The organism is Lelliottia sp. RD5 (genome assembly GCF_056032945.1).
Genome location: NZ_JBVYHQ010000003.1, coordinates 556,590 through 570,964, shown reverse-complemented (window position 1 = coordinate 570,964; position 14,375 = coordinate 556,590). Strand labels below are relative to the sequence as shown.

Sequence of the window (14,375 nt, the reverse complement as noted above, 5' to 3'; positions counted from 1 at the left end):
CGCCGAGGCGACCTATTGGGAGATTATTTTCTTTAGTAATGAGTTGATGTTTTGCTGATATAGCCTAACCATTTCTATCCCATGGTCATCATCACCCAACCCTTCCTCTTTCAGATAATCACTAAAGTGAGCGAGAGCAACTCTCAGAGTTGCAACCTCATGACTTTCAATTTCTAAAATCATTATCCCTCCAGCCCTGGTATTACTGGCGACCAAGTACAGCGGCAGTTTATCTCTTCACCCGGCATTGTCCACTTGCCATCCAGATACATCCCTTTGTTGAGGTCGAACTTCTTGCCATCTGCCTTAACGTGAGATGGACGAGGTTCTTTGCCAGCGTGGGAGTGCCGCCAGATGCCTTGCGTGATGCCAAGCGACTGCTGCCTTGCCGCCTGCATGACGGCGGTCGCCTTGTTGCTCTGATCGCGTGCTATGAGTACTGCCCGGCGTCGGGTAATGCCATATCTCTTCTGCAACTCATCGGTGAGATATGACAGGTCACGACCTCGTGCAACCGAGCGCATCACCAGACCTTCAACTTCAGTGAAATACTTCTCTGGAATGGAGCGTATCAGCCCGACGTTTTCGGCAATGGTTGCCTGCAGGGCGTTATTCATCGGCGCGGTCATTTTGAACTCAACCGTGAATCCAGCAGTTTCAAGCGCGTTATGGAGAGATACATCGGTATTCTTCATCGCATCACCGGCAAACCTTTCAGCTAGCCTGTGAGATACGTTGTCGAATGCTTTCGCCCATCGCTTAGCAAGCTTCCTCATGGCATCACGCATAAACACAGCAGGAGATGCGTCCATTGCCACCGCTGCACCGCTCGCTTTGTAGTTAGCGGTCAGCCAGTACACAACGGACTTCTGCATCTCTCTGACCTGATTATCAAGCTGTCGCCGATACCATGCCTCAACACCTGCATTAGGCCTGACTGGCCGGATAGTTTTTACCTTCTCCTTTCCGGCCATTTGTCATTCCTTAATGGGCTTGAACCTTTCTCCCTCAAGGTAAATTACTTTGAGAGGTATTGGGTTATCTTTCAGCTTCTGCAGGTCACCGTCTTCTGGATCGTACTTCAAAGACAGGTGGGCGCGATAATCAGGATAAGAGTGCTCTGCTCCAGATGCTTTCAACTCAGAGAATCGTTTTTGCAGGTCTGGGCTTTCAAGGTGCAACACTAGGGCTCGCCATGGCGCTTTACCCATTATCTCAATATCACCATTGATGTCTGCCTCGTATACCCTTCCCGGCTCAGGATTAACCAAGATGGGCTTATTGCGCGAGTACATAAGCGTCACATGCATATCATCAGGATTAATTGCATCCTTTATGCCCAATGATTCAAGGTGTGAGTAGATGGCAGATGCCATTTCGGCGCTAGGCTTCACGCTGGCATATCCATTACCTTTCATCTCATCATTTGCTGTCACAGTTGAATCATCTTCTTCGTCTTCTTCGAGGTCGATGTCATCGCTTAAGTCCAGTGAGTGATAGGGTGATTCAGGGTCTTCTGCGATCTTCTCGCGAACTTCGTTGTTTGACAGCGCACCAGTCGCGACATACACCGAGTCAGTGTCGGCATCGATTTTCCGAATCTCCGCTTTCTCCTTCGCGCTCATCTCGTAGAGAGGTTCGAACTCGAAGTAGATTTCAGGGTCGATGTCGCCAAACTCGGATAGCTGAATGATGTCCAGAACGCGCTTCAGAGCAGTTGAGAAGATGGACTGCTGCAACGAGTGGATGTAGTCGTAGAAAACGCGTATCTCGCCATCTGATGAAGCATTCAGGCCGGTAGGAGCAATGCCCAGCAGCTTAACCAGCGGGATACTTGATACGGCTGCCATTTGCTCCTGAGCCTGAGCCTGAAGCACGTCGAGAGTACCCAGTGGCGCGTTAACAAACTCAACCGTTTCCGGCTGCGTTGCGTCGTTGTCTTTAGCGAATGCGCCGCGGTTATCACGGCACTGGTTGAACAACTGCAAGCGAGTGATTAGCGACTCGGCGCCACCGCCTTGTAGGATGGTGCTCATGTTGGTACCGATGACCGGTACGCTAAAAGAGTGAATCATGTCGCTTACACTGTCGCGCGTGCGCAGCCAGTTATTCACATATGGCTCGGCAATCTGAACCAGAGAAAGCCCACGGAAGTTATACGAGGCCTTCAGCAGGTCAGGAACCTGCCGCGATACGAAATCAATCATGCGGCTGGCGTGAACCGTCTTACCCATCACAAACCACTGTTTCGGCTTGTAGAAGTCAGGGCTTAGAGGATTCTGTGCGTTGTAGATGCCAGGATAGGTCCATACCGGCTCGATAACCTGAAAGCCTTTTAGGCTGCCTTTGGAAATCTTCTTGTCGCTCAGGAATAACTTCGATTGCAGTTCGGTGTCATCAGTCCAGGCGGATACGTTTTTGGGAGACGTGACATCGATATAAATCTGCCCGCCACCGAAATAGCCGTCATGCTCTGCTGCTTCACGGAACTTGTCACGAACGTGGAACCTGTCGAGTGCGGCATAGAGCTGCTTAACGCGATCTGACTTATCTTCGTCGCCTACAGTCTTCAGCTTGATCCACTTGCGCGTCATCTCCTCGGCGATAGTGCCTACCATCTTCCGGTATTCAGGCTTTTGGGCCATCATCGCCAGATAGGGATATCCGGGGAAGCTGTCGAGGTTGCCGTAAGCATATCCTGCGCTGTATGCGTCGTTCAGCGAGCCGTAATCACAGGAGTCCATAGCGAGGTAGGCGCTATGGAGATTTTCAGGGATAACCCCTTTTGGCGGCTCGTATCGCTTAAACTCTCTCGGCGGCTTAGCCTGAATCTCAGCGACAGCCATCGGGTTAATTTTCATCTGAACCTTTTCAGGTTCTTTCACCGGCTCAGGCGCGGCGATTTCTTTCTTCCACCATTTCCACCGCACTTAAATTCTCCTGAGTTGACTTGGGTCGATCACCATTGGCTGGCGACCGGAAATAAGGTTGTCATCGATGGCGTCCATCCATGTATCGAGGATGTCGTCATTGTCGTGGCTGTCGTCGGCAGAGAACGCTGCGCACTCGGTCATTGCTGTCAGCACCCATGACGTAGATCCTGCCACCGTTCCATCCTCGTAATAGGTGTGCATAATCGCCGCACCATCACTGTTATGCGTTTCAGGCACGTAGACTTTGCCGGTCTTTATCTGAGGAATGACGTTGAGGCATCGGACCAGTTTGTTCTGGCCTGCGCCGCGAGGGATTTCTTTTACCGGAATACTGAGCTGACCAGGGGTGGCGCTGCGCTTCTTCAGCGTGGTAATGAGGCCCTGACCAGCCTGCTTCTCTTCGATAGCCATATGCCGCATTGGCATGACTCGCATTGAACCCTGCACGCGCCATTTCTCCCAGACCTCTTCCGCTTTCTTCAGAAGGTCTTCCGGGTCCCAGCGCCCACGCACCACATCGATGATATAGAGATTGCCATCAACACCCATTCCAACGAGGGTGAACACGGTGTAGTCCAGCCAGTCCTCAACCTTGCCGCTGTTGGTATCAACGTAAACGGCGCGGTGAGTCAGTTTAGGAAGCGTGGTGTAGGTCTGGAACCATCCGGTATCGATAATGCCACCGGTGAGGGCCATCGGGTTTTGCTGGTACTGAGAGAGGAATGTGTAACGGTCTTTCTCCCAAAGCTGCAGGAGGTCATTCACATCTTCCATCTGAGGCCAGTATGACCAGTAGCGTGTGCCGGACACTTCGACATAATCTGTGTCTTTAACCGTCTCCCAGCACAGCGAGCGCCACGGCTCAGCGAGAGACTGAATGTATTTCTCATCAATCATCGCCGGGATGGCTACGTGGTGGAACTTAACGCCCATCCCGCCAGATAACATGAAACCTGTTGCATCGTCCGTGTGAAGGCGCTGCTGAATGCTCACAAACGGCGTTGGGTGCTCTTTCGACTTATCTCCACGACGGGAGCGGATTGTATTCACCAGGAGCGTGTTAGCGCTGTTCCTGCGTGACTCGCTCAGCATATCAACGGGCTTGTTGTAGTCATCCAGCATAACCATGCCGGAGAACTCGGGTCCGAAGTAACCACCACGGCCGCCGGTTATCTGTCCGTTGCTGGAGCGGGATACCGTCTGCCCGATTGAGCGACCGCGATCGTCTTTTATCTCCCACTCTTCAGCCTGGTTAACGCCGAATGAGCAAGGCCAGAACTCCTGATACTCACGGCTGGCGATGATGTCGCGTGTGCGGCGTGAGTTACGCTTAACCAGAGTGTCAGCAAACGAGATATTCAGGTTTCGGAAACGCTTTAATCTCCCTTCCTGCACCAGTGCATTGACGTATGCGGGGAAGTGGATGGAGAAGAACTCCGTCTTTGTGCCGCCAGGCGGGATGTTGATAATCAGGTTGCCAGGCTCTAACCTCCCGGCGATCAGGTCATCAATCTTCGATGCCATCAACCGGTGGTGCCAGTTAACCAGCAGACGATCACCCTGAATCAGCTCGAACCAAACACGGGTAAAGTTGAGAAACGACTTCGTTGACTTTGATTTGAGCACAACGCGATCCGGGAAAGTTAAATCTTCCCATTCGATGATTTCGCTCATATCAGTCCAGCCCGGTTAGTTTGTCCTCTATTGCTTTCTTCGCAGCAGCGTAATGCTCTGGGGTGTAATTCATCACCTCCATAGCGCCGCCGTTGGGCCCAGAGTGCTCAAATTTGTGCTTATTGGAATAGGCGTCTCCGCACTCTTTCGCTGCTTGCTCGATAATTTCCGCCGCAAGCGCGATGTTCCTCATTTTTTCTGCATTACCCATCATCCGGTCAAGTACACGGAGCCTGTATGCCTTGTTAGCAATTGGGATGTCTGATATGTCACTCTGGAATCGGGCACGCGTTGAGTGGAATAAATCCACCCACTTCTTAGCCAAACTCACACCAGCAGCTTTTGTTGGATCGTGTGACGCCACATGCTGGCGGGTTATTTGAATAGAAAATTCATTTTGTACGGCCTCGACTATTTGAGATGGGGTATCGAAGCACGCAAGCTGCTGGACGATGAAGGCTTTCACTTCTGGCTTTAATGCAGCCATGCTTCACCACCCGTATAAACAAGTATAAAAGTTAAGCCAATTTCATGAGGCAAGTTCCACATGCTCTGGCTATGTTGATTTTTGCAACTTCGGCAGGTTTGTTTGCAGCATCGACTAACTCCTGCACGTCGACACTTGCACCATATCTACGCACAACGCCAACAAACTCTTCGACGTCATGCCCTCGCATACAGAGCTTTGGCAGCCCGGATTCTTTGTAGAACTTAGGAGCGCCGAACTCATCTGCCTCTTGCGCTATGTGATAAAGCTCGTGCTCAATTAGGGCGCAGAATTCCAGGTCCGAGCATTGAGAACAGAAGTCAGCGGCTAATGTGATGATGTAGTCCGGTTGGTGACCGAACCAGTCATTCATCTGCTGCTCCATTCTTGCCTTCTGCCACCCACCGGCACGAAACATAACTTCTTCAGCCTGACCTAGGACTGTACGGCCTTTTTTGGTGAATCCGTACTGAGCCCAAAGGAAAGCGATATCTGCTCCTTCGAGGTGAGCGTGATCGGGGTTATGTATAGCGCCAGTGCTGGAGATGATGTTCTGATGCACCCATTCGTAAATGCCATCAGCGGGAATCAGTCTGTTGTACGGATAGAACTCAGCAATGAAAACCTCACCCGGAAGCGGCCTCGACTCACGGGCAAACAGCTCTTGCTTGTCAGTGAGCTTTGCCATGTTATTTCTCTGTCTTGAATTTGAAGCCGAATCGGGCAATGAATCCTGCCAGCGGCTGGAGGTGTTTCTCTTTCAGGAGTCGTGCATAGACAGATGCCTTCAGCACACTGAGTAGCGGGTTAACCCACCACCGCTTTTGAGCTACCACCTTCACGGTGATCATCAGATCAGCCCAGCGGCACGAGCCTTGGCCAGTAGCGCGTTGAAGTCGGTAACCAGGCCAGCAACATCAGTAGCGGTAGAATCTGCTTGTGCCGCCATCTTCTTCACTCCACCGATGGCTGCCGTAGTGGCCGCTGGGAGCGTATACGCTTCACCATCGACATCGTCCATATTGGCGACAGTCGTAGGAACGCCGCCAGCTGAAATTACGCGAGTTGGCATGTTTGCCTCCGGTTTGATTTTTTATCCCCTGGAAGGGATATTTTTGTTTCATCCCCGCAAAGGGATAATTGTTATTTAAGGCACTGCGTCCTTACGTATTCCTGCAATCCGGTTAATTGCTTGGTGACTGTTTCGATTCGCTGTCTGAGGGTGAAATAATCCCGTTCAGCGGAGTCAGTTCACTGGTAGCAGCGATCCGGTGCGGATGGGTGAAGTTTTCTTTTTGCAGACTTGTACGCTTCAGTCGCCTCACTATGGCTCTTAAATGACCCAAGCTCGATTCTCTTTCCAGAAACAGTGATTCTTGCGCTATACATATCACGGCTTGCGTCATGCTTAACGCCGATGCAGATTCGATTATGTTGGTTTTCTGAAAGAGTCACAGACCTCAGGTTTTCAGGAGAGTTGTTCCCCTGATTTCCATCTATATGATCAATGCAGCACGGCCAGTCCCCGTTCAGCAGAAACCAAATTACCCGATGTGTAGAGAGCTTCTGTCTTTTCACACCTACTCGGTAGTAGCCGTCAGCGGTTTTAACTCCCGCTTCTTTCCCTAGCACATGACCGTTAAACCTTGGAGCCTTCTTCCATTTCAGGCCTGATGAAACACAGACATCTACTTCCAAATGCTCCCTGATATACGCTTCACTTTCTTTTGTTACTTTGGCTCTTTTCATCAAAGACTACCGTGCGAATATATGCCTGAAGGCCAAGAATTTGCTTCTCAGCCGTGACTAATTGCTCTCGGAGATGGAAATAATTTTGTCGAGCGTCTGGAGTGAGTTCGGCGGCGGAAGCATCATCCATGCCGGTGGTTCCGGTGGCATTGTTCTTGCAGGTTGCGTTGAGCCGCAGCCGCTTACGCCCATTAGTAACATCGAGCTCAAGCTGATTGATATTCTCTTGAGCATCTGCGAGTTCCTGTGTGTATTTGCCGTCTAGTGCGGCAACGTCGCGCTGCCGGGTTGTCATGTCAGCGATGGCGGAAGTAGCCAGCGCGAGATCGTCAGAAGCTTTCTTGTATTTATCGTGGTAGTGATCAGCAATCTTACCGGCTGCGGCCACCCAGATTATAAGCAGAAAGATGAGTATGGCTTTCCAGTGAGTGACTACGGTTTTCCATAGCATAACTGACGCTCCACTTCTCGACGGGTGATCAGGCCTTTCCACTGCTTACCACCGGCGTATGTCCACCGGCGCAATTCATCGCATGCGCCAGGGATATCGTTGCGGTTCAGTTTCTTCAGCAAAGTGGATGACTTGAAAGCACCGGCACCAACGTTATACGTAAACGAGTACAGGGACGCTTTCTGGTAGTCGTTCAGCCTTACCTTCACCGAATCATCGACCGCTTTTATTGCTGGCTGCATGTGCTTATACAGAAGGGAATCACATTCCTGCTTCGTGTATGTCTTACCCATCACAACATCAGGGCCAGTAACTCCGGCACAAACCGTTGGGATGCCAATCGGATCAAGGTAGGGTTTGTACTTAACGCCTTCCTGGTCGGTAATCAGAACGCCAGCTATGGAGACGGCACCGGCAACCGATGCAGCGACAATGCTGTTACGTAGTTTTTGAGGTAGCGCCATTGATGGAATCCTGAGGCTGCAGCTCGGTCTCGATATCCCGAACTATCTTTGCGCCTTCGGTAATATTGGAAACGTCTCCCCGGGCATAGGCAGCCTTGAGGATGTCGGTTCGCTTGCGATCTTCTTCTATCGCAGCTTTGTTCTTTCGGTCGTTAGACCGGTACGTAAGCCAGGCGAACAACGCAGAGACCACCGCACCAAATGCAAAAAGCACATCCTGCAAAGTTAGCATGGTCATAAAACCCGTTATTGAAGACCAGAAGTACGACCAGAAGCCGTTTTGTGTATTCATGCGGAACATGCTCTGCCCCCAAAAGGAAGGGGATCTGTTCAAATTAGGAATAGGGATGATGGTGCGTTGAACAAATCCAGGATACTTTGATCGGTAACGTGGTTTGTTCGTGACTAAAGGCATGAGCAAATCAGGCAGGAGGCTGTTGACGCAGTCTCTTGCCACCCATCTTCACGAAGCCCAGCCATAGTGCTGGGTTTTTCTTTTTTGGAGCGCACTAATCCGTTGCCACAGCGAGTAAGGGAGTAGTCATGTCTGTCTGGTATTTGGAGAAATGCGCTTTAAAAAAGCCCATGGTACGTGGGCAATATGAGGGTAAAACAATGTCAGCTATTGGCTGAAGATACCCTGGCTTGGGTTTGGTGTGTGGTGGTATGGGTGCTCATCACCCTCCCCATATCTCATGCGACTGGACGATACCTAATCGATGGGGTTCCACATGGTTGGCTTGTCATTTAAGCTTTTCACCACAACGGAAAGCAGCCCGTTTCACAACACGAGATGGCTTCATTTCAGCTATCTTCGTCAGGCTGCTTACCTGTTGTGCACTCCGTTTCGTGGAGTAGACGGCTGGCGATCAACCCAGCACCTGATGCAGGATAACGCCGCCGTTATGACGACGTGTTTTGCTTAACCTTCGCCCCATCCGATTTCCATGAGAACCTCTCGCTTATGCGCAGAAACGACAAAGCCCCGCACTAGGCGAGGCTCTTAATTCTGTGATACCGCCAGTGCATACAACATTGGCACAATATCAGATTTACACGAAATATAGCGCTTTCAGTTCGGTTTTGCAAGACTTACATCTAAACTTGCCGCCTTTTGTTGTGAACGTGATCGCGTTACTGAAATGAGAGCACGACTGTCGAGCCTTGCAAACTCTCCGCGCATTACCAGCCAGTGTGGAAGGTATGTCTCCGTCCAGGTCGATTTAGCTACGCCAGCCAATTCCGCCAGCTTCTGGTATTCGTAAGTTTCCTTCCCTGCCAGCTCTGCTTTGACATCCTGCGCCGCCAGCCAGATAAGCGCCTTTAGCCGGTCCATTGTCTTGCCCGCTACCTTCTTCGTGCCCAACTGCGCTTTGAATTCAGCCCACGCCCATTGAGTAATCGCAACCTGATACTCGAATCGGGTGTTCTCACTGTAGTTCCAGAGTAGCCAGGCTTTCTGATGCTCATCGAGTGACAGCACAGCACGACGCCATGACGAGGTGCAGTATTCGACGTGATTAACCAGCGGGATATGTGAGCCTTTGGCGCGCGACTGGCTGCCGTTCATTGCCGGTCCATCAGGATTAACCATGCGCCCTGTTACCGGATCGGCTACTTTCTTACGCCCACGACTGCGAGAGGTGGCTTCAAACATCGCATTCTCAGCAAAGGCTACCAGTTGGCCTTTCGTGGCTCCGCTCAGGTCTGCGGTGGCCGTAATCAGCTGTTGGCGGACGAACTCGAGATGTTGATTGTTCATGCTGCGGCTCCTAATGGCTGATTAGTTTTCTGGCTGTGCTTTGCGATAGGCGGTAGCTCAGCTCGCTTGATGCTTTCATACTGGTAGCGGAGGAAGTCAGAGAAGGTCATGCAGCCTCCCTTGTCTTGATGAGCTGACGCCTCAGGGCGCTGTAATGCTTCCTGATGGCTTCCAGTTCTTCGATGGTGTAACGATGAGGGACGTTGTTGTTTTCCAGCGCCTCGACCCGCTCAGTGCCAATTTTCGCTATCAGGTGAATGCGGTACTGCTGCTGATTGCCAGACAATTGCACGTTGCAGTGGTGGCACTGTTTATTTATGTTGTCTTCCACGTAGCGGAGGTGTGATGCCTTCCCTCGCGATCGGTAGTGCCCGGCCTCCCACTGAACGGTTGTAAATGTTCCGCAACTGATGCAGGGAAGCTCATGGTCACGTTCACGGATATAATCATTGACGACTCGCTGAGTCATATCCTCCCAGTGCTTAAGAGGCTTTACTGCGGCCTTACGCTTACGCCACTCACCGCGCTCGGCTTTTTCTTTTTCGACCCGTTGCTTTACCAGCTTTTTCTCTAATTGCTGCAATCCAAACTGTGCGCCATGCTCAGGACAGCACCACCATACGTTATCGAAGGTGGCGGTGAATTTGGTCTTGCAGATTTTGCAGGTGCGGCGCACTGGTTTACGCATGATCACCACCCTGAATCTGTACCAGCGTGAGGTTTCCGCAGAACACGGCACCGGTGTCGATATACATCTGGTTGGCATATTTGAGCGGCTGGCGTGCCGGTGTGTGACCAAATATAAACAGGTCGGCACCAGTGATTTCTGAGGTCTTTCCGTCCCACGCATCACCAATGCGATCCCGGTTCCAGATGACCATTTCTTCTGGCACTGGCTTATCGAACGCATATTCGTTGTGCGGGTAGTCTGCATGGCAGATGACCACCTTCTTATCACCGGTCACCAGTTCGATGATCAGCGGCAACTCGGCAGCTTTATGGACCAGCGCCTTTGCCAGAATCTCTTTGTCATAATCAAGATTGAAGAACCAGCCACCACCGTTAACCAGCCAGTGACTGACATTGCCATGAGGCGATAATCCATCAATCATCATCTGCTCATGGTTGCCGCGCACAGCTCGGAACCAGGGCATCGTGATTAACTCAAGGCACTCAACGTTTTCAGAGCCGCGATCAACCAGGTCACCTACTGAAATGAGCAAGTCCTGTGCCGGGTCGAATTTAAGCTCATCGAGGCGGCCCATCAGATTGGTGTAGCAACCATGCAGATCGCCAACTACCCATACATTGCGCCAGTCAGCGCCGTTAATGCGTTGATAGATATTCATGCAGATTTCCTTCTGGCGCGCAGGCGTAACCAGCGCACGTCATAGAGATGGGCGGAGTAATTGAAAGTTGGGATGTCGGATGGATTAACGACCGGCTTGCGCTTACGGCGAACAGGGACCTTGAAGATGCCGCGCTCCATGACTTTAGCGATAGGTGTCATTACGCCTCCTGCTTATTGCGAAGCTGCTCGAATTCACAGCCAGATGGAATAGTCAGCGCCAGACCGAACTGGGCGCACCAGGCTTCGACCTTGCACAGGAAGATATGCATTTCACCGGTATCAAGTTGCGACGTGTGTCGAGGCTCCCAGGTGGATTCCTTTTGGCCGGTGATGAAGTCGGTATAGGTGACTTCTTCGCATCCGAGGTAAGTCTTTTTGAGGTTGCGCTTAACCCACTCAGAGGTGGCGTCGGTGCGTCCGGACTTAATCAGGTATTCGCTGATTTCGGCGTACCACATATGGCTAAGGCTATTTTGCGAGATGCTGCGTTTCTCGCGCCATTCCTTCACCTGGAGGCGAAGTGGCTGACCGGTAGCGAGCTGCTCACGAAGTATCTTTCCGATGTCGTCAAAGTTGCCAGCATGCAGCTTTATGCCGCACTGAGGGATATTCATAAGACCTCCAGAACGGAGTACGCAGAATGCAGGAAGTCGCAGGTGCATTTCTGCATCTGTGACGGGTGATTTGATGTGTTCTTTGTGTGTAGCATGCGATTTCCCAATCACATGCAGAGGTCTTACCGCCGGGCGTTCAACTCCGACGGCAAGACTAGTTTGCCAGGATATATAAATTAATCAATCGTTGCTTGACGTTGAATTTGTGGCGTCGAATGGGTTAGGCATCAGTCACCACCATCAGCGAGTTTCTGCATTGCACCAGAGTAGCGAGCCATCCCATGTTCCAGCGCTGACGACACAGACTCCTGCTGCGGTGCTGCTGGCAGTGGCATCCAGTGGGTAACGGTTATTGGGTGCCACTCGATGCCGTAGTTTTGCTCATATACCTGAGCGTACCAGCCATCGCCTTTGGGATGACATTCGCAGTACTGACCGACATGCAATTCAACGCCAAAGTCTGGGCGTGGCCAGATATGGACAAAGTCATCATCCTCCGGCATCCGCTCACAGCAAGCCACCCAACCATCCTGAATCACCGGAGAGTTGACCATGTCGAGCACTTGCTCGGATTGGTTGGTCATTGTGGCCAACTCATCACGATTACTTACAGGTTCGGCTTTACCCTGAAGCATGGCGGCGCGGCAGGCGTTCCATCCGCTAACGAATGCATTCTCTTGGGTGCCAAGGAATGGCATTTCGCCAACTGCGGCCATGTTCGGCACCACTGGCTGCGGTAACTGTGGTGCTGCGTAGAGTGGTGTCACCTCACGTAATGGGTCAGCATAAGCATTGCTACTATCGAATCGAACGTCATTTTTTGCTCCGCCGCCTGACAGTAGCCACGCCACAGCCTCCGCTTCGAGCGATGCCAGCGCGATTTCAGATATAGACAGCTCAACCTCCCACTTTCGCTTTGCGAGAGGCAATGGGTTTTCACGCAACATTTGCTTGGCAAAATCAATTCTTGAGCATGCTGCTGCAATCAACTGCTCTTTGGTGAACTCTCTGGTAATTGTCATGGGTTAGTCCTCACACTGCTAATTGCAGTTGCATGTCGAACCGGTCACGCGTCTCGCAGTACGCAAGAGAGCCGGGGCTGTTGTGCGATTCAATGCGCTCTACCATCAAAGCGGCGCGGGTTTTTTTCGATGCAGGAGCGTATGCACCAGACCAGGCTTTATCGATGCCGATGTTCCTTGCAACGTTTGTGCTGTCTGCGCTGGCAAGCGGTAATTTTGTGAATATCAGCGGGTTTAGCATTCGTAAACCGTGAAGCTTTGATACTGGCTGCCCATGCAAATCAACAACATGGCGAATCAAGTCCTTCATTCTCGCAACCGCCAGATTCGGGCGCTTAACGTCATAGTCACCGCACGAACCGATTGCGACGCGTGGGTACTCATTGCAGAGCCTGATAAACCGGTCGTCACTCTCATTCATGTGCCAGACCGGAACACCGAAGAATTTGCCATGCGGCCACTCATTTAACAGCGCGTCGTTTTCTTCTTCGCCGCCGTCGATAACGTCAGGGATGATGGCGAAGTCAAAGCCGGGATGGTTCTTCCAGCGCGCCACAAATTCGTAGTAGTCGCTCCAGTCAATTTTGTTTTTTCCGGCTGCTTTCCATGCAGTGAATGCGCCATTGTCCAGGGCGAACGACTGACAGTACTCAGATGCGAGATTGATCTGCCCGGAGTGTGCGAACGAGATGAAGGCATGCCGTCCTTTCCACGCCTTCAGTGCGCACGTATCCGGCGTAATTGGACCGCCGTGATAGTGGATCATCTCACTCCCCCTTATCTGTGGCAGCGGCTCGGAAGCTGCTCAACGAGTCAGCTCCTTCTCGGGCAACAATTAATTCGGCCAGGGTTATGGGTTTTTCTCCCCAGCCGAGTTCAATGGTGTGCCAGTCAAGGATGTCAATTAGCTTGGCGAGCTTCTCCATCAACTCAGCATTCCGCCGTTCTGCGGCTTCCAGTTCGTCCAGCAGCGCCAGCACGGCGGCAGGGTTGGCTGCTGCTATGAACTTTGCTGTTTTCTTGTCAACAACCTGATCCGCAACAGGCCTGTGAGTGCTCCACCCTGAGCGCTTAACAAGACTGCCTTTCACGATGACTGTATGCTCACCGCCAATTCCCGGCTCTTTACGCGCCTGCCATTCTTCTCGACCTACCCCTTCAGCCAATTGACGCAGCGCCTGCTTGTTTGTGCTCATTTGGCGGCTCCTTTGCGAATCTGGGCGGCGAACAAACGCACACCGGAAGCTTCACTGCGTAGAAACTTAACAGCATCATCAAACCCATCTCGCTTTGCATCGTCTGCGCTGCTGTCGAGGTTTTCTGCGTACATCTCCACACCGCTGGCCCGCACTTCGGCAAGAAATGCGTCTGTGGCTAGGGTTTCGTCCTGACCGTGCATAGCCCATTCGGCAAGATGCTCGAAGCAGCGAATAAGCTCTTGCCAGTCGCTACACATGCTGAGGTTTCCGCCCTGACATTCGAATGAATACGCCTCCAACCGATCTGCGAAAGCTCGCCCATTCTCAATAGCGCCGAGTGGCACTTCGGATTTACGTGCCGCATTCTCAGCAACAACGCTCTCTAACTGACTTGTGAGGGTTGTGAGCTGTGACTGGATTTTGTTGTAGTCTGAGTTGCGAACCCAGAGAGGCTGCCCATGCTCGTAGGTTTCATCTTCCGGGGTCATTCCGTAACTGCCATTTACGATATATCGTTTAATGCTCATGCTTATCTCCCGCCCCTGACTTGAGCCAGGCGCTGATTGAATAGGTTAGATAGGGGGTTTACGCGGTCTTCTACAGGCGTGATTTTCTTTGGCCTGCAGGTTGTTTTTGCTTCAGGGTTTTCCACGTAATACCGGTATCGTT

Annotated in this window: 20 protein-coding genes and 2 pseudogenes; all 22 read right to left on the bottom strand. The window is 51.7% G+C overall.

What is annotated here, in order from left to right; translation table 11 throughout:
• Positions 1 to 12 precede the first annotated feature (12 nt).
• Positions 13 to 183 (bottom strand): hypothetical protein, encoded by a 171-nt coding sequence (locus AC0LWE_RS13710; protein WP_474265634.1) that lies wholly within the window; start codon positions 181 to 183, stop codon positions 13 to 15.
• The gene (locus AC0LWE_RS13705; RefSeq protein WP_474265698.1) at positions 183 to 875 is read right to left on the bottom strand and encodes a phage head morphogenesis protein; all 693 of its coding nucleotides are present in this window, start codon (positions 873 to 875) and stop codon (positions 183 to 185) included. Before AC0LWE_RS13705 ends, AC0LWE_RS13710 begins: the two co-directional genes overlap by 1 nt.
• A gap of 102 nt (positions 876 to 977) precedes the next feature.
• A complete protein-coding gene (locus AC0LWE_RS13700; RefSeq protein WP_474265696.1) occupies positions 978 to 1,418 on the bottom strand; it encodes a hypothetical protein in 441 nt (146 codons plus the stop codon).
• Positions 1,419 to 2,861: pseudogene (locus AC0LWE_RS13695) on the bottom strand (DUF1073 domain-containing protein); the annotation flags it as partial.
• Positions 2,862 to 2,930: 69 nt separating this feature from the next.
• Positions 2,931 to 4,607, bottom strand: a complete 1,677-nt coding sequence (terL, locus tag AC0LWE_RS13690; RefSeq protein ID WP_474265632.1) for a phage terminase large subunit — start codon at positions 4,605 to 4,607, stop codon at positions 2,931 to 2,933.
• A 1-nt stretch (position 4,608) separates the two neighbouring features.
• A complete protein-coding gene (locus AC0LWE_RS13685; RefSeq protein WP_063858626.1) occupies positions 4,609 to 5,094 on the bottom strand; it encodes a DUF2280 domain-containing protein in 486 nt (161 codons plus the stop codon).
• 31 nt (positions 5,095 to 5,125) lie between these two features.
• Positions 5,126 to 5,782, bottom strand: a complete 657-nt coding sequence (locus tag AC0LWE_RS13680) for a putative metallopeptidase (protein ID WP_474265630.1) — start codon at positions 5,780 to 5,782, stop codon at positions 5,126 to 5,128.
• Positions 5,783 to 5,944: 162 nt separating this feature from the next.
• Positions 5,945 to 6,166, bottom strand: a complete 222-nt coding sequence (locus AC0LWE_RS13675; protein WP_474265628.1) for a head fiber protein — start codon at positions 6,164 to 6,166, stop codon at positions 5,945 to 5,947.
• Between the two features lie 71 nt (positions 6,167 to 6,237).
• Positions 6,238 to 6,345: pseudogene (locus AC0LWE_RS13670) on the bottom strand (lysis system i-spanin subunit Rz); the annotation flags it as partial.
• On the bottom strand, positions 6,346 to 6,843 hold the full coding sequence (locus AC0LWE_RS13665; protein WP_474265626.1) for an HNH endonuclease signature motif containing protein: 498 nt from the start codon (positions 6,841 to 6,843) through the stop codon (positions 6,346 to 6,348).
• Positions 6,812 to 7,294: a lysis protein gene (locus AC0LWE_RS13660; RefSeq protein ID WP_474265624.1), complete on the bottom strand. Its 483-nt coding sequence runs from the start codon at positions 7,292 to 7,294 to the stop codon at positions 6,812 to 6,814. Before AC0LWE_RS13660 ends, AC0LWE_RS13665 begins: the two co-directional genes overlap by 32 nt.
• Positions 7,276 to 7,758 carry a lysozyme gene (locus AC0LWE_RS13655; RefSeq protein ID WP_474265622.1) on the bottom strand — a complete coding sequence of 161 codons (483 nt, stop codon included), beginning with the start codon at positions 7,756 to 7,758 and terminating at the stop codon, positions 7,276 to 7,278. The genes AC0LWE_RS13660 and AC0LWE_RS13655 overlap by 19 nt, the downstream gene beginning before the upstream one ends.
• A complete protein-coding gene (locus AC0LWE_RS13650) occupies positions 7,733 to 8,050 on the bottom strand; it encodes an SHOCT domain-containing protein (protein WP_474265620.1) in 318 nt (105 codons plus the stop codon). The genes AC0LWE_RS13655 and AC0LWE_RS13650 overlap by 26 nt, the downstream gene beginning before the upstream one ends.
• Before the next feature lie 780 nt (positions 8,051 to 8,830).
• Positions 8,831 to 9,520, bottom strand: a complete 690-nt coding sequence (locus tag AC0LWE_RS13645) for a bacteriophage antitermination protein Q (RefSeq protein WP_474265618.1) — start codon at positions 9,518 to 9,520, stop codon at positions 8,831 to 8,833.
• A gap of 106 nt (positions 9,521 to 9,626) precedes the next feature.
• Positions 9,627 to 10,208: a recombination protein NinG gene (locus AC0LWE_RS13640; RefSeq protein WP_474265616.1), complete on the bottom strand. Its 582-nt coding sequence runs from the start codon at positions 10,206 to 10,208 to the stop codon at positions 9,627 to 9,629.
• Entirely contained in the window at positions 10,201 to 10,869 is a 669-nt protein-coding gene (locus AC0LWE_RS13635; RefSeq protein ID WP_474265614.1) for a metallophosphoesterase, read from the bottom strand. The genes AC0LWE_RS13640 and AC0LWE_RS13635 overlap by 8 nt, the downstream gene beginning before the upstream one ends.
• A complete protein-coding gene (locus AC0LWE_RS13630) occupies positions 10,866 to 11,030 on the bottom strand; it encodes a NinE family protein (protein ID WP_474265612.1) in 165 nt (54 codons plus the stop codon). Before AC0LWE_RS13630 ends, AC0LWE_RS13635 begins: the two co-directional genes overlap by 4 nt.
• Positions 11,030 to 11,485, bottom strand: a complete 456-nt coding sequence (locus AC0LWE_RS13625; RefSeq protein WP_474265610.1) for a YbcN family protein — start codon at positions 11,483 to 11,485, stop codon at positions 11,030 to 11,032. Before AC0LWE_RS13625 ends, AC0LWE_RS13630 begins: the two co-directional genes overlap by 1 nt.
• Before the next feature lie 227 nt (positions 11,486 to 11,712).
• Positions 11,713 to 12,414, bottom strand: coding sequence for a DUF551 domain-containing protein (locus AC0LWE_RS13620; RefSeq protein WP_474265608.1), 702 nt, complete (start codon positions 12,412 to 12,414; stop codon positions 11,713 to 11,715).
• Between the two features lie 103 nt (positions 12,415 to 12,517).
• Complete coding sequence (locus tag AC0LWE_RS13615) at positions 12,518 to 13,273, bottom strand: hypothetical protein (RefSeq protein ID WP_474265606.1); 756 nt, start codon at positions 13,271 to 13,273, stop codon at positions 12,518 to 12,520.
• A gap of 1 nt (position 13,274) precedes the next feature.
• A complete protein-coding gene (locus AC0LWE_RS13610) occupies positions 13,275 to 13,703 on the bottom strand; it encodes an ead/Ea22-like family protein (RefSeq protein ID WP_474265604.1) in 429 nt (142 codons plus the stop codon).
• Positions 13,700 to 14,233: a hypothetical protein gene (locus tag AC0LWE_RS13605; protein WP_474265602.1), complete on the bottom strand. Its 534-nt coding sequence runs from the start codon at positions 14,231 to 14,233 to the stop codon at positions 13,700 to 13,702. The genes AC0LWE_RS13610 and AC0LWE_RS13605 overlap by 4 nt, the downstream gene beginning before the upstream one ends.
• Positions 14,234 to 14,375 lie beyond the last annotated feature (142 nt).

Bases quoted from the DNA above. Each gene is read 5' to 3' on its own strand.
- AC0LWE_RS13710 (WP_474265634.1), bottom strand. From the start codon at position 183: ATGATTTTAGAAATTGAAAGTCATGAGGTTGCAACTCTGAGAGTTGCT.
- AC0LWE_RS13705 (WP_474265698.1), bottom strand. From the start codon at position 875: ATGCAGAAGTCCGTTGTGTACTGGCTGACCGCTAACTACAAAGCGAGC.
- AC0LWE_RS13700 (WP_474265696.1), bottom strand. From the start codon at position 1,418: ATGAAAGGTAATGGATATGCCAGCGTGAAGCCTAGCGCCGAAATGGCA.
- terL (WP_474265632.1), bottom strand. From the start codon at position 4,607: ATGAGCGAAATCATCGAATGGGAAGATTTAACTTTCCCGGATCGCGTT.
- AC0LWE_RS13685 (WP_063858626.1), bottom strand. From the start codon at position 5,094: ATGGCTGCATTAAAGCCAGAAGTGAAAGCCTTCATCGTCCAGCAGCTT.
- AC0LWE_RS13680 (WP_474265630.1), bottom strand. From the start codon at position 5,782: ATGGCAAAGCTCACTGACAAGCAAGAGCTGTTTGCCCGTGAGTCGAGG.
- AC0LWE_RS13675 (WP_474265628.1), bottom strand. From the start codon at position 6,166: ATGCCAACTCGCGTAATTTCAGCTGGCGGCGTTCCTACGACTGTCGCC.
- AC0LWE_RS13665 (WP_474265626.1), bottom strand. From the start codon at position 6,843: ATGAAAAGAGCCAAAGTAACAAAAGAAAGTGAAGCGTATATCAGGGAG.
- AC0LWE_RS13660 (WP_474265624.1), bottom strand. From the start codon at position 7,294: ATGCTATGGAAAACCGTAGTCACTCACTGGAAAGCCATACTCATCTTT.
- AC0LWE_RS13655 (WP_474265622.1), bottom strand. From the start codon at position 7,758: ATGGCGCTACCTCAAAAACTACGTAACAGCATTGTCGCTGCATCGGTT.
- AC0LWE_RS13650 (WP_474265620.1), bottom strand. From the start codon at position 8,050: ATGAATACACAAAACGGCTTCTGGTCGTACTTCTGGTCTTCAATAACG.
- AC0LWE_RS13645 (WP_474265618.1), bottom strand. From the start codon at position 9,520: ATGAACAATCAACATCTCGAGTTCGTCCGCCAACAGCTGATTACGGCC.
- AC0LWE_RS13640 (WP_474265616.1), bottom strand. From the start codon at position 10,208: ATGCGTAAACCAGTGCGCCGCACCTGCAAAATCTGCAAGACCAAATTC.
- AC0LWE_RS13635 (WP_474265614.1), bottom strand. From the start codon at position 10,869: ATGAATATCTATCAACGCATTAACGGCGCTGACTGGCGCAATGTATGG.
- AC0LWE_RS13630 (WP_474265612.1), bottom strand. From the start codon at position 11,030: ATGACACCTATCGCTAAAGTCATGGAGCGCGGCATCTTCAAGGTCCCT.
- AC0LWE_RS13625 (WP_474265610.1), bottom strand. From the start codon at position 11,485: ATGAATATCCCTCAGTGCGGCATAAAGCTGCATGCTGGCAACTTTGAC.
- AC0LWE_RS13615 (WP_474265606.1), bottom strand. From the start codon at position 13,273: ATGATCCACTATCACGGCGGTCCAATTACGCCGGATACGTGCGCACTG.
- AC0LWE_RS13610 (WP_474265604.1), bottom strand. From the start codon at position 13,703: ATGAGCACAAACAAGCAGGCGCTGCGTCAATTGGCTGAAGGGGTAGGT.
- AC0LWE_RS13605 (WP_474265602.1), bottom strand. From the start codon at position 14,233: ATGAGCATTAAACGATATATCGTAAATGGCAGTTACGGAATGACCCCG.